This is a genomic window from Streptomyces sp. NPDC042102, assembly GCF_055582305.1.
The window spans coordinates 770,447-783,576 of record NZ_JBVJDL010000004.1 but is presented as its reverse complement, the minus strand read 5'-3'; the positions used below and the strand labels follow the sequence as shown (position 1 = coordinate 783,576).

The 13,130-nt window shown below is 73.5% G+C and carries 11 protein-coding genes; 8 read left to right on the top strand and 3 right to left on the bottom strand.

Annotated features, from left to right (window positions below):
• Positions 1-14: 14 nt before the first annotated feature.
• Genes ACZ6KO_RS21575 through ACZ6KO_RS21565 form a run of 3 tightly spaced genes read right to left on the bottom strand, consistent with a single transcriptional unit; the run spans position 15 to position 1,864 of the window.
• Positions 15-623 carry a GNAT family N-acetyltransferase gene (locus ACZ6KO_RS21575; protein WP_469305603.1) on the bottom strand — a complete coding sequence of 203 codons (609 nt, stop codon included), beginning with the start codon at positions 621-623 and terminating at the stop codon, positions 15-17.
• Entirely contained in the window at positions 616-1,233 is a 618-nt protein-coding gene (locus ACZ6KO_RS21570) for a hypothetical protein (protein ID WP_469305602.1), read from the bottom strand. Before ACZ6KO_RS21570 ends, ACZ6KO_RS21575 begins: the two co-directional genes overlap by 8 nt.
• Positions 1,223-1,864: a TetR/AcrR family transcriptional regulator gene (locus ACZ6KO_RS21565; RefSeq protein WP_469305601.1), complete on the bottom strand. Its 642-nt coding sequence runs from the start codon at positions 1,862-1,864 to the stop codon at positions 1,223-1,225. Before ACZ6KO_RS21565 ends, ACZ6KO_RS21570 begins: the two co-directional genes overlap by 11 nt.
• 136 nt (positions 1,865-2,000) lie before the next feature.
• Between ACZ6KO_RS21565 and ACZ6KO_RS21560 the strand changes: the two genes are divergently transcribed.
• The 8 genes from ACZ6KO_RS21560 to ACZ6KO_RS21525 all read left to right on the top strand — a co-directional run bounded on the left by ACZ6KO_RS21560 (position 2,001) and on the right by ACZ6KO_RS21525 (position 13,088).
• Positions 2,001-2,786, top strand: coding sequence for a hypothetical protein (locus ACZ6KO_RS21560; RefSeq protein ID WP_469305600.1), 786 nt, complete (start codon positions 2,001-2,003; stop codon positions 2,784-2,786).
• Between the two features lie 212 nt (positions 2,787-2,998).
• On the top strand, positions 2,999-3,469 hold the full coding sequence (locus tag ACZ6KO_RS21555) for a hypothetical protein (protein WP_469305599.1): 471 nt from the start codon (positions 2,999-3,001) through the stop codon (positions 3,467-3,469).
• Positions 3,466-4,497, top strand: a complete 1,032-nt coding sequence (gene pstC, locus ACZ6KO_RS21550) for a phosphate ABC transporter permease subunit PstC (RefSeq protein WP_469305598.1) — start codon at positions 3,466-3,468, stop codon at positions 4,495-4,497. Before ACZ6KO_RS21555 ends, pstC begins: the two co-directional genes overlap by 4 nt.
• Positions 4,494-5,858, top strand: a complete 1,365-nt coding sequence (gene pstA / locus ACZ6KO_RS21545; protein WP_469305597.1) for a phosphate ABC transporter permease PstA — start codon at positions 4,494-4,496, stop codon at positions 5,856-5,858. The genes pstC and pstA overlap by 4 nt, the downstream gene beginning before the upstream one ends.
• Before the next feature lie 107 nt (positions 5,859-5,965).
• A complete protein-coding gene (gene pstS, locus ACZ6KO_RS21540) occupies positions 5,966-7,711 on the top strand; it encodes a phosphate ABC transporter substrate-binding protein PstS (RefSeq protein WP_469305596.1) in 1,746 nt (581 codons plus the stop codon).
• On the top strand, positions 7,711-10,305 hold the full coding sequence (locus ACZ6KO_RS21535) for a hypothetical protein (protein ID WP_469305595.1): 2,595 nt from the start codon (positions 7,711-7,713) through the stop codon (positions 10,303-10,305). Before pstS ends, ACZ6KO_RS21535 begins: the two co-directional genes overlap by 1 nt.
• Positions 10,306-10,405: 100 nt before the next feature.
• The gene (locus ACZ6KO_RS21530; protein ID WP_469305594.1) at positions 10,406-11,401 is read left to right on the top strand and encodes a substrate-binding domain-containing protein; all 996 of its coding nucleotides are present in this window, start codon (positions 10,406-10,408) and stop codon (positions 11,399-11,401) included.
• Positions 11,402-11,513: 112 nt separating this feature from the next.
• Positions 11,514-13,088 carry an Ig-like domain-containing protein gene (locus ACZ6KO_RS21525; protein WP_469305593.1) on the top strand — a complete coding sequence of 525 codons (1,575 nt, stop codon included), beginning with the start codon at positions 11,514-11,516 and terminating at the stop codon, positions 13,086-13,088.
• The last annotated feature ends 42 nt before the right edge of the window (positions 13,089-13,130 follow it).

The window sequence follows — 13,130 nt, the reverse complement described above, 5'->3', positions numbered from 1 at the left end:
CGTCGCGGGCCCGCTCAGCCGCCCGCGGGCCGCGCCATGGCGGTGATCTCCAGCCCAGCCAGCGTCGTGCGGCGCACGACCTCGAACCGGAAACGCCGGTAGAGCGCCACGTTCGTCGGATCGGCGGTCGTCAGGAAGAAGCCCGCCGGGGCCGGCGTGGCGTCGAGCAGGTGGTCCAGCAGGACCCGTCCGGCGCCCCGGCCCGTCAGCTCCGGGAGCACGCCGACGAACTCCAGCGTCCAGGCGCCGTCGGGAACCCCGGTCTCGGCCGCGTGCAGGTAGCGCAGCGTGCGCCGCAGCGCGCGCGGGCCGCAGCGTACGGCGGTCCGGGCGGCCCAGAGGGCCCGGGCGCCGGCCCCGGGCACCACCCCGGGAGGCGTCAGGACGGCGGCCGCCACCGTCCGCCCGGACGGGTCCGTGAGGGTGTGCCGACGGGCCCCGGCGAGGGTGGCGTGGGTGCGCAGGGTGGTCTCGAACCAGCGCGTCCGGGCCGGTGCCGAGCCGCCGCAGATCCAGGTGACGGCCGGTTCGCGGGCGAAGGCGGCGGCCAGCGTACGGGCGCACGCGGCCGGATCGGGGGCTGGATCCAGGTCGGTCCGCCACGGTCCGGCGGTGTCAGCCATCCCGCCTCCGCTCCAGGGGCGCCTCCGGGACGAGGTGGCAGACCAGCAGCTTCAGGAAGAACAGCGGAGCGAACCAGCCGAGCACGGCGGGCACCGTCAGCCAGAACAGGTTCACCAGGACGGCGGCCATCGTCACGGCCATCGCGACCGGCCGCCTGAGGTGCAGCGGCGCGAACTCCACCGCGACCGCCCCGCCGAGCAGCAGCGCGGCGTTGCCCAGGGTCCAGCCCCAGTCGCCCGACAGCACGACCAGCCCCATGGCCGCCAGGTGCGCCAGATGGGCGCCGACGAACAGCAGCCGGGCCCGCCTGACCCCGGGGCCGGCCCGGTGGTACCAGCGCTTCGCGGCGTTGGTGGCATTGGTGAGCACGCCGCCGACGAGGTCGAGCCCCACCAGCGCCACGACGACGAGCTGGACGGCCGACCACGCGTGCGCGGCTCCCGAGCCCCACACCCCGGCGGCGAGCAGCAGCGCGCAGCCGGCCAGGCCGACGCTCTCCACGGCGGACTCGGCCCGGGACTTGCCGGGCCCCATGAACCGCTCCAGACGCCCGGCGAGCCCGGCCGGGGTGGCGGGCACCTCCCAGACGATCTCCAGATCAGCGCGCATCGACGACATCCCCCTCCGTGGTGCCGCCGCCACCGGCCCAGAGCCCGCGCAGCAGGGCCCACAGCTGCGCCCCGGCCTCGCGCTCGGCGGCCTCGCGCTCGGCGGCCCCGACGCCGGGCTCCCGCATCCGGGCGAGCGCCCATGCGTCGGCGGCCCGTACCACCGCGGCGGTCACCGCCACCAGCAGCCCGCGATCGACGTCGGTACGGATGACCCCCAGCCGCTGCCCGTCCGTCACCAGGGCGTCGAACCAGCCGGTCCACGGCCCGCCGTGGGTGCGCCCGATGGCGGTGTCGGCGAGTGCCAGATCGTCCGGGTGCTCCCGCAGGTGCGCGGCGAGAGCCCTGGCGCCCGCGTCGAGACGGCCCCAGAACTCCGCCTCGTCCGCGGCCGGCACCCAGGGCCCGAGGGCCGCGAGCAACCGCTCGAGGACCCCGTCGAGCACGACCGCCAGCAGATCCTCGCGGCCGTCGAAGTAGTGGTAGGCCGCGGTCTTCGAGAATCCAGCGGCCTCGATGATCTTGTTGTAGGAGGCACCCTCGGTGCCGTACTCGGCGAAGTGCCGCCGCGCCACGCCGAGGATGAGCTCCTGGCGCTCGCGGGGCAGCCGTTCGAATCGGGGCAATGGCATGAACCGATAGTACGTACCGATGGAGTGTACCGATAGTACACCCCATCGGTGCGCCTCGCCGTTTCCGGTGCGGGAACGGGAAGTCGGGCGGTGCGCCGGCGCGATCGACAACTCGTCGTGTCCGGCGGGACCACCGGTGGCGGACATCGCCGGGCGCACGGCCGGCACGTACGACGCCCCTGCCGACGGTCAAAGACGTGGCGAGGCAGATCGCGGTCAACCCGAACACGGCCTGGCAGTCACGGGCCCGCAGCTGGCCGACCTCTACCGGACCGCCGGCAGCAGCCTGGTGGACCAGGTCGCCAGTTCGGACCAGACCCTCTACTGCACCGGACTGCTGGTGGGTGTCGCCCTCGGCCTGGTCATCCGCCGCACCCTGCCCGCGATGGCCACCACGTTCGCCCTCTACGCCGCCGTCCAGATCGCCGTGCCGATGTGGATCCGGTCCCACCTGGCCGCCGCGGACCGGACCGTCCTGCCGATCGAGCCCGGCGGCGCCCCCATCAGCGTCCAGGACGGCGCCAGGCAGATCGTCGCGCACCTCGAAGAAGTGCCCGGGGCCTGGGTCACCTCCCAGCAGACGCTGAACGCCGCCGGGCAGCCGGCCCCCGTGCCGTCGTCCTTCCCCGACTGCCTGCGCACCGAGTCGGGCCCGCCCACCCTGCAGCAGGTCGGCAGCCGGGACTCGGCTGCCCCTCACGGCGCCGGCAGGGTCCTGTCTTCACGAGCAACCTCGCCGATATCGGCTGTTCCGAGCGCAGGGCTGTTTCCGGCCGTCCCGGACGGGGGCTTTGCGGGGCCCCCGGGTGCCGCGGCCGGCCACGGGCCCGGTTGCCGCCGTTCGCCGGGCGGTGGCGGTGGCGCCGGCGACGGCCGCGGCGGTGCCGGTCGCCCGGCCGTCCGGCCCTCACGAATTCCCTAGGGGGACCAGGGCGCCGACGTGATCAAGGGGTATGGGCGCCCCCGCCTCGCGTTCACACGTTCTCCGTTTCTCCTTCACCGATCCGTGTGCTCCTCGGCCCTCCTCCCCGTGGATTGTCATGCCCGCGGTCATGGGTGGGTGGCCGATTTCCAGCCATGCACGGTGTGCGGGGAAAGGGGGGCGGATCGGTGTCTCAACCACGTTTTCTGTTCGTGTCGTGGGTCGATGTCGCACGACGCCAGGCGCCCGGGGGCGCCCCGGATGCCGGGGGCGCGAGCGACGCCGCCGAGGCCGTGACCTGGCGCCTGGTCGGTGCCAACAACCACGAACTCGGCCGCAGTCCGCGCGTCCACAGCAGCCTCACGGCCTGCTGCGCCGCCGTCCAGGAACTGCGCGCGCAGGCCGGCCGGGTGACCTCCCTCGTGGTGATGTCCCCGTCGGCCGACGCCGGCACCGGTGCCTGGACCTGGCAGCTCACCCTCGACGAGCACCGCGTCGCGGAGGCGGTCCGCACCTTCCGCCGCCAGCGCGAGTGCCGCCACAGCCTCCAGCTCTTCCTCGCCGCCACCGCCGAGGCCCAGGTCGCCTCCGGGGTCACCCACACCCGCCGGCTGCGCGGCCTGCGCCTGCCGGGCGCCGGTGACGCGCCCGGCCTGGCCGTCCGCGGGGGAGGCCCGCAGTGACCGCCGCGACCACGACCACCCCCCTCGACGACGCACCCGCGGGGAAGGTGGACACGCCGCGGGCCCTGGCCAAGGGCGGCGACCCGGCCGACCGGATCTTCCGCGGCTCCGCCCGCGGTTCCGGCGCCGTCGTCCTCCTGATCATGACCCTGGTCGGGGTCTTCCTCGGCGCCCGCGCCCTGGAGGCCCTGCGCGACGCCGGCCCGGTGGACTTCCTGACCACCACCGCCTGGGAGCCCGATTCCCACCGTTTCGGCATCGCGGCCGCCCTCACCGGAACCGTCTTCATCGGCATCGTCGCGATCCTGTTCGCGGTACCGCTCGCCGCGGGCACCGCGCTCTACATCACCGAGTACGCCCCGCGCCGCCTCAAGCGGACCCTGATCAGCCTGGTCGACCTGATGGCCGCGGTGCCCAGCGTGGTCTACGGCCTGTGGGGGCTGTTCCTCTTCCAGCCCCACGTCGTGGGCCTGTCCCGCTGGCTCACCACCTACTTCGGCTGGTTCCCGCTGTTCTCCGTCGAGGGGGACAACCCGAGCGATCCGCTCAGCGCCAACACCTACTACACCTCCTCCGGCTTCATCGCCGGCATGGTCGTCGCGCTGATGGTCACGCCGATCGCCTGCTCGGTGATGCGCGAGGCCTTCGCCCAGGCCCCGCCCGGCGAACGCGAGGGCGCCTTCGCGCTCGGCGCCACCCAGTGGGGTGTCATCCGCTCCGTCGTCCTGCCCTTCGGCAAGGGCGGCATGATCGGCGGCACCATGCTCGGGCTCGGCCGCGCGCTGGGGGAGACCATCGCCATCTACCTGATCATCTCCCCCGTCTTCGAGGTGCCGTGGCGCCTCCTCCAGAACGGCGCCAACTCCGTGTCCGCCCTCATCGCCCTGCGCTACGGATCCGCCAGCGGATTCGGGATGTCGGCCCTCATGGCCGCCGGCCTCGCCCTCTTCCTCATGACCCTCGTCGTCAACTTCATCGCCTCCTCGATGGTGGCCCGCAGCCGCTCCGGAGCGGGGGCCGAGGCATGACGGTCCTCGCACACCCGGCCGACCCCGCCGACCCCGTCCGCCCCGCCGGAGCGGCAGCGCCCCGTACCGTCTGCCCCGAGGCGGTCCCCGACTGCGCCGGCGCACCCGCCGAGGTCCGCCGCAACACCTCCGGCGTGCATGTCCGCGACGTACTCGCCCTCGTGGGGGCCGCGGCCGCCGCGCTGGGCCTGACCACGCTGCTCTTCGGCAGGGTGCTGCCCTTCGACGGGCCGCTCGGCTTCACCGTCGTCCTCTACCTCGCCTTCATGTCGCTGTACGCGGTCCTGGTCTCCCTCGACGAGAACGGCGCCGCCGTCCGCGCCCGCCTCGCCCAGGTCCTCGTGCACAGCATCGCCGTCCTGCTGCTGACGGCCCTGCTCCTCGTCGTCGGCTACGCCTTCGTACGCGGCTGGGAGGCGCTCGCCCATCTCAACTTCTTCACCGAGGACATGGCGGCCAGCGGCCCGCTCGACCCGCTCACCCAGGGCGGGGCGCTGCACGCCATCGTCGGCACCCTCGAACAGATCGGCATCGCTCTGGTGATCACGGTGCCGCTGGGACTGGCGTGCGCGGTGTTCCTCAACGAAGTCCCCGGCCGCTACGCCCGGTTCGTACGCACGATCGTCGAGGCGATGACCGCGCTGCCGTCGATCGTGGCCGGCCTGTTCATCTACGCCACCTGGATCCTGATCCTCGGTTACGACAAGTCCGGGTTCGCCGCCGCCCTCGCGCTGTCCGTGATGATGCTGCCGATCGTCATCCGCGCCTCCGACGTGGTGATCCGGCTGGTGCCCGGCTCGCTGAAGGAGGCCTCCTACGCCCTCGGCGCCGGCCAGTGGCGCACCGTGTGGACGGTCGTGCTGCCCACCGCCCGCTCCGGACTGACCACCGCCGTGATCCTGGGCACCGCCCGCGGCATCGGCGAGACCTCCCCGGTGCTGCTGACCTCCGGCATCGCCGCCGGATTCAACGCCAACCCCTTCGAGGGGCCGCAGATGTCGCTGCCCCTGGCCACGTTCAGCCTCGTCGGCTACCCCGACCAGACCATGATCGCGCGCGGTTTCGGCTGCGCCGCCCTGCTGATGGGGCTGGTGCTGCTGCTGTTCGTGCTCGCCCGCGTCATCGGCGGCAAGGCGCCCGGCCAGCTCGGCCGCGGCCAGCAGCACCGCCGGGTCCTCGCCTCGGCGCGCGACGCGGACCGCATGGCGGCCCGGGCCGAGGAGCGGGACCGGCTGGAGCAACTGGAGCGCCTGAACCACCTGGGGCGGGCCCCGGGACCGGACCCGCAGGCCGGGCCCAAGGACCCCGGTGCGCCCGCACACCAAGGGGACCTGCCCCCGCAGCCGCCGCCCCGGTCGTAGCCCGACCCGCGCTCCGCCCGCCCCGCCGCCGTCCTGCCACCGGCCGGCCGGTCCGCCGCCGCCCGCCGTCGCTTCGTACGCACCGTCACTGATCAGGAGAGTTCCCGATGCCCGGACGATCCCCGGCCCACCCCGGACGCGCCCCCGCGCGCGGCCCCGTCCGCCTCCTCGTCCGCGTGCTCACGCTGTTCCTGGCCGCCGTCGCCGTCGTGCTGCCGGGCGCCGTGCCCGCCGCCGCCGAGAGCTACGTGCCCGTCTCCGGCGCCGGTTCCACCTGGAGCCAGAACGCCCTCGACCAGTGGCGCGCCAACGTCAAGCAGTACGGCATGACGGTCAACTACAGCGGTACCGGCTCCTCCGACGGCCGCAACCAGTTCCGCAACGGCACCGTCGACTTCGCGGTCTCCGAGATCCCGTACGGCATCAAGGACTCCGGCGTCGTCGACCCGGCGCCCTCGCGGAAGTACAGCTACATGCCGATCGTCGCGGGCGGTACGGCCTTCATGTACAACCTGAAGATCGGCAACCGCCGGATCACCAACCTGCGCCTGTCCGGCGAGGTCGTCGCCAAGATCTTCACCGGTGTCATCACCACCTGGAACGACCCGGCCATCAAGGCGGACAATCCCTCCCTGGCCGGCTCCCTCCCCGCCCGCAAGATCGTCCCCGTGGTCCGCTCCGACGGCTCGGGCACCACCGCCCAGCTCACCAACTGGCTGGCCATGCGCCACACCGGCCTGTGGGACGCCTACTGCGCGAAGGCCGGCCGCACCACCCCCTGCGGGCAGACCTCCAACTTCCCCGTCGTCGCCGGCCGCGGCTTCGTCGGCCAGTCCGGCTCCAACGGCGTCTCCGGCTACGTGGCCCAGGACGGCAACCAGGGGACCATCACCTACGTCGAGTACTCCTACGCGGTGGCCACCACCGGCTTCCCGGTCGCCAAGATCCTCAACGGCGCGGGCTACTACACCGAGCCCACGGCCCAGAACGTGGCCGTCTCGCTGACCAAGGCCAGGATCGGCTCCGACCTCACCCAGGACCTCTCGCAGGTCTACGACGAGAGCAGCGACCGCCGCAACTACCCGCTCTCCAGCTACAGCTACATGATCATCCCGACGGCGCAGGAAGCGAACTTCAACCCGCAGAAGGGCAAGGCGCTCGGCGCCTTCGCCTACTACTTCCTCTGCGAGGGCCAGCGGTCGGTCGACCGGCTCGGCTACTCCCCGCTGCCGATCAACCTCGTCCAGGCCGGTCTCGAGCAGGTCCGCCGCATCCCCGGTGTCGTCGCCACCAACGTCGACATCAAGAACTGCAAGAACCCCACCTTCTCCTCCGACGGCACCAACACCCTCGCCAACACCGCGCCCCAGCCCTCCGAGTGCGACAAGAAGGGCGCCACCCAGTGCGAGATCGGCACCGGCGGCAACAAGGCCCCCACCCAGACGGGCAGCGCCTCCGGCGGCGGCTCCGGCACGGGCGGTAGCGGTGCCACGGGCGGCGGCACCGGCGGCACCGGGGGCGGCGCGGCGACCGGCGGTTCCGGCACGGGCGGCACCGGTGGCGGCGGCAGCGCGGCCACGGGAGGCGGCGGCGCGGACGGCGGTGCGACCGGCGCTGCCGACGGCGCCGCAGCCGCCGCCGACGGCGGGGAAGGAGCGGTCGACCCGCAGACGGGCAAGCCGCTGGCGGCGGGCGACCTGTTCGGCATCCCCGTCACCACCTCGTCCAGGATCGGCGGGGCACTCCAGACGGCCCTGATGCTGCTCGGGGTGCTGATCCTGGTGACCCTGACCGTGGGCCCGCCGCTGCTGACCCGGCATCTGGCCCGCCGTCGCGCCGGAGGCGGCTCGTGATGCGCCGCTCACGTCTCCCGCGGCGCGGCCGACGTGCCCTGCGCCTGCTGCTGGGCTCGCTCTGCCTGGCCCTGCTGCCCGTGGTGGCCACCGGCGACCTCGTGCCGGGCGGCGCGCGGCCCGCGTACGCCGCCGGCGCGGAATCCCCGGCGACGGTCTCCGGAAGCGGCGAGTTCGCCGGCCTCGAGGTGACCGTCAGCCAGACCCGCAACCTCGTGAACCAGGTCGTCAAGATCTCCTGGACCGGTGGTACGCCGACCGTCTCGGAGACCGCGTACTCCGCCAACTACCTCCAGATCATGCAGTGCTGGGGCGACGCGGCGACCGGACCCACCACCGACCAGTGCCAGTTCGGCGGCTCCTCCGCGCTGGGCGCGGGCGCCGGCAACCAGTCGGCCGGCGCGTACACCAACAGCCGCCAGCTCAACTACGGCGACCGCCTCAAGGACGCGGAGAACCGGCCGCTGCCGCCCGCCACACCGAGCGGTATCTCGTACGCCCCCTTCCGCACGGTCAACGACGACCCGGTCAGCCCGGGCAACTGGAACGAGTTCTTCGACGTCAACAGCACCAACGAGGTCCCCTACGCCCGCACCAACGCCCGCGGCGCCGGAGAGGTCTGGTTCGAGACCCAGACCGCCATCGAGGCGCCGGGCCTGGGCTGCGGCGCGGCCGTCAAGGACACGGCCGGCAGGGCCGCCGGCCGCGGCTGCTGGCTGGTGGTCGTCCCGCGCGGCACCACCGAGATCGACGGCAGCCCGTACACCTCCCAGTCCGGCGGGCAGCTCCAGTCCTCCCCGCTCAGCCCGGCCAACTGGAAGCACCGCCTGGTCTTCCCGCTCGGCTTCGAGCCGCTCGGCAGCTTCTGCCCGATCGGCGCCGAGGAACGCGGCACGCTGGGCAGCGAGATGGCCGCCGAGGCCGTCACCCGCTGGCAGCCCGCCCTGTGCCAGACCGGCGCCAAGGCCATCTACGGCTACGCCCAGGTCCCGGACGAGACCGCCCGCGTCAAGCTGCTCTCCGGCAGCCCCGGCCTGGTCTTCGTCGGCCGCGCGGCCGCGGCGTCCGAGTCCCGCAAGCCCGTCTACGCGCCCGTCTCGCTCTCCGGCATCACCATCGGCTACTTCATCGAGAGCCAGGCCGGCTTCAGCGCCCCCGACGAGGTCAAGGCCCGCAACGGCACCCGCCTGTCCACCCTGCGCCTGACCCCGCGGCTCGTCGCGAAGCTGCTGACCGAGTCCTACCGGGACGGCAACTCGCGCTTCGCCGAGAGCACCGCGAAGAACCCCGACAACATCGGCCGCGACCCGGAGTTCCTGCGCCACAACCCCGAGTTCGCGGGCCTCGACTTCCCCGGCCGGCTCGGCGACGCCCTCGTCCCGCAACCGCTCGCCGACACCACCCGCCAGCTGTGGGAGTGGGTGGCGCAGGACCCGGCCGCCAAGGAGTTCCTGCGCGGTGTGCCCGACAACTCCGGGACGCACGGGGACCGGGCGTTCGCGGGGATGGCCGTGAACCCGCACTACAAGGACATGGCGCTGCCCATCGACAGCTTCCCCAAGAGCGACCCGTACTGCCAGCCCTTCGACGACCGGCCGTCCGCCCCGCTCTGCGTCCAGGACAAGCACCCGTACGCGAGCGACATGCACGCCGCCGCCCGCGCCGCGAGCCGCGGCGACTCCCTGGCCCGTACCTCCTGGGACGCGACCGCGACGCCCCCCGCCTACAAGAAGGACCCGCCGCAGCCGGCCGGCGCCCGCGCGGTCCTCGCCGTCACCGACACGGCCACCGCCGACCGGTACGGTCTGGTGCGCGCCGAACTCCTGAACTCCGCCGGCCGGTTCGTGGCCCCCGAGCCGGCCGCCCTGGCCGCCGCCGCGGGCGCCCGTACGCCGGGTCCGGACGGCACCAGCCTGCCCGACCCCGCGGCGAAGGACCCGGCGGCCTACCCGCTGACGGTGCTGACGTACGCCGCGACCGTGCCCGCCGACCTGACGCAGACGGAGGGCCGTGACTACGGCGCCCTGCTGACCTACGCGGCCGGTCCCGGCCAGACCTCGGGCGTGGCCGCGGGCACCCTGCCGCACGGGTACGCCCCGCTGCCCGAGAGCCTGCGCGCCCAGACCCGGGAGGCCGCGCGCAAGATCGCCGCCGAGGCGGGCCGCAAGCCCGCCGGGCTCGGTGGTGACGGGGGCGCCGGCTCCACCGGTGGCTCGGGCGGCTCGGCGGCCGCCGCGGGTGGTACCGGGACCGGAGGGTCCGTCGGGGGCGGCGCCGGGAGCAGCACCGGAGGCGGCACCGGGGGCAGCGGCACGGGAGGGTCCGGCGGCGGCGCCGCGGCCGCCTCGGGCGGCGCGGCCCCGGCCGTCGCCGCTCCGGCCGCGCCCGCCGCGCAGGCCGCCGGCCCGGCACCGGCCGCCGCTCCCGCCGCCGAGGCGGTGGGCGACACCCCGCGCTGGGTGGTCGGCGCCGTCCGCTACACCCTGCTGATCTGTCTCCTCGTGGGGGCGCTCGGGGCCTTCGCCGGCCCGCTGCTGCCCCGCTACCTGCCCCTTCTGCGCGCCCGTATCGCCCAGCGCGCCGTCAGGAGGTGATACCCGGACACATCGTCTGAATTCGTCCGCGCCAACGGAACCGCACCCCACGCGTGCCGGGTACCACCCGGGGCGCAGCCTATCCGAGAGGTAAACCCGCGTGAACAAGAAGAAGATCGCATTCGCCGCCGCGGCGGCCGCCCTGGCGCTCGGCGCCGCCGGCAGCAGCATCGCCTTCGCCGACCCGGCCGGGCAGCCGCAGTACCGCCAGCTCTCCGGCGTCGGCTCCGACACCACCCAGGACGTCATGAACGGTCTGGCCGCCGCCATCACGGTGAACGGTCAGAAGGTGCTGGGCTCCTACGACGCCACCGGCTCGGCGAACGTCACCACCAAGGACCCGGCGACCAACCCGAACTGCACCATGGCCCGCCCCAACGGCAGTGGCGCCGGCCGTTCCGCGCTGCTGAACTCCCTGCAGGCGAACAACGGCTGCCTGGACTTCGCCCGCTCCTCCTCCCTGAACCTGGCGGCCGCGGCCCCCGGTCTGACCTACGTGCCCTTCGCGGTCGACGGCGTCAGCTACGCCATCACCCCCGGTTCGGCGATCCCGCGCAAGCTGTCGCTGACCGACCTGAAGGCGATCTACCACTGCGACCCGAACTACGTCGGCACGGGCCCGAACTACGACATGACGGTCTACCTGCCGCAGGCCGGCTCCGGCACCCGCAGCTTCTGGCAGTCCCAGATGGGCATCACCGAGGCCGACGTCGTCGCGGGCGTCTACCCCTGCATCAAGGACAAGAAGGCCGGCGCCCCGGTCCAGGAGCACGACGGCCGCGTCCTGGACGACTCGGCGATCGTGCCCTTCTCCATCGCCCAGTACCAGGCCCAGTCCTCCCAGACCATCGCCGACCTGCGCGGCCGCGCCATCCTCGGCACGATCGACGGTCTCGCGCCCACCGTGCTCAACAACGGCTTCGGCGTGAAGCGCGACGTCTACAACGTCATCCCGACCAGCAAGGTCGCCACCGCGCCCTGGAGCACGGTCTTCGTCGGCGCGAACTCCGAGATCTGCAAGCAGACCTCGGTGATCAACACCTACGGCTTCGCCACGAACCCGAACTGTGGCGACACCACCAAGCAGACCCCCTGATCGCGCACCGCACGTTCCCGCACGTCACCGCACTTCCCTGATCGTCCCTGCTCTTCCCTGCTCTTCCCTGATCTTCCCTGATCTTCCTGAGCTTCCGATTCTGGAGACCGTAGTGCTGAAGAACAGAGTGTCCCGCGCACTGGCGCTCGGCGTCGCCGCCGTGACCACCGCCTTCGCGGCGGGCCTGGCGGGCGCCTCCGCCGCGTACGCCGCCCCGATCGGCACCATCGACATCAACCCGGCGACCGGCGCCGACACCTCCGGCATCGCCTTCACCACCTCCGGCGCGTGCCCCGCCAACGCCACCAACGTGCTGGTGAAGGTGGAGGGTTCCGGCTTCCCGGCCGGCGGCCTGAACGTGGTCGGCAACTCCCCGATCTCCACGTACCCGACCGCCCCCAACGGCGGCATGGTCATCCCGCTGTCCTCCACCATGCGCGACTACGCCAGCCAGGCGGGCTTCACCACCCTCCAGGGCAAGTACGCGTTCACGGTGATCTGCCGGACGGCCTTCAACGGCACCAGCCTCGGCGACTTCACCGGTGCGGTCTGGTTCACCTCCAACACCACGTACCAGAACACCGACCCGGCGGTGAAGACCGACACCGCCACGTCGCTCGCCGTCACCCCGGCGGGCCCGGCCCAGGCCGGCACCCCGGTCACCCTCACCGCCACGGTCACCCCGGGCGGGGCCGGCGGCACCGTCCAGTTCAAGGACGGCGGCACCAACCTCGGCACGGCCGTCACCGTCGCGAACGGCACCGCGACCCTGACCACCAGCAACCTCACCGCGGGCACGCACGACCTGACCGCGGTCTTCACGCCGGCGAGCGCCTCGTACAACGGCTCGACCTCCGCCAACGTCTCGTACGTGGTCCAGGCCGTCCCGGCGGCGCAGACCACCACCGCCCTCGCCGTCTCCCCGGCCTCCACCGCGCCGCAGTTCAGCCCGGTCACCCTGACCGGCACGGTCACGCCCGCGGGCGCGGCCGGATCGGTGAAGTTCACCGACACCGTGGGCGGCAACACCACCACCCTGGGCACCGTCCCCGTCGCGGGCGGCAGCGCCGTCCTGACCACCAGCAACCTGCCGGTGGGCGACCACTCCTTCACCGCCGTCTTCGTGCCGGCCGACTCCGGCGCCTTCACCGGCTCCGACTCGGGCGCGATCCCCTACGTGGTCGGCGCGTTCGCCGGCGTCTCCGCGTCGGAGACCATCACCACCACCGTCAACGCCGGCGCGCTGGTGATCAGCGTCGCCAACCCGCAGGTCACGCTGCCCTCGCCGGTCCTGAACGCCGACGGCGACCTGCTGACCACCGCCGGTTCCATCAACCCGGTCACCCTCACCGACACCCGCGCCGGCAACCCCGGCTGGACCGTCAGCGGCCAGGTCACCGACTTCTCCGACGGTGCCACGCACGGCATCAACGGCCAGAACCTCGGCTGGTCCCCGAAGCTCGTCGACAAGGCGCCCGCGCAGACCGTCACCCCCGGCTCCGTCGTCCCTGCGGCCCACGGCGCGGCCACCGGTGACGCCGGCACGGCGGGCCTGAAGTCCGCCCGCACCCTCGCCAACGGCACCGGCCTCGGCACCGCGCACGTCACCGCCGACCTGGCGCTGAACGTGCCGACCTCGACGGTGGCCGGCACCTACACCGCCACCCTCACCCTCACCGCCATCTGATCCAGGCGTGAGCCTCGGGGCGGAGCGGGCCCTTCCCAGCCA

Coding starts and splice junctions, on each gene's coding strand:
- ACZ6KO_RS21575 (WP_469305603.1), bottom strand. CDS start 623: ATGGCTGACACCGCCGGACCGTGGCGGACCGACCTGGATCCAGCCCCC.
- ACZ6KO_RS21570 (WP_469305602.1), bottom strand. CDS start 1,233: ATGCGCGCTGATCTGGAGATCGTCTGGGAGGTGCCCGCCACCCCGGCC.
- ACZ6KO_RS21565 (WP_469305601.1), bottom strand. CDS start 1,864: ATGCCATTGCCCCGATTCGAACGGCTGCCCCGCGAGCGCCAGGAGCTC.
- pstA (WP_469305597.1), top strand. CDS start 4,494: ATGACGGTCCTCGCACACCCGGCCGACCCCGCCGACCCCGTCCGCCCC.
- pstS (WP_469305596.1), top strand. CDS start 5,966: ATGCCCGGACGATCCCCGGCCCACCCCGGACGCGCCCCCGCGCGCGGC.
- ACZ6KO_RS21535 (WP_469305595.1), top strand. CDS start 7,711: ATGCGCCGCTCACGTCTCCCGCGGCGCGGCCGACGTGCCCTGCGCCTG.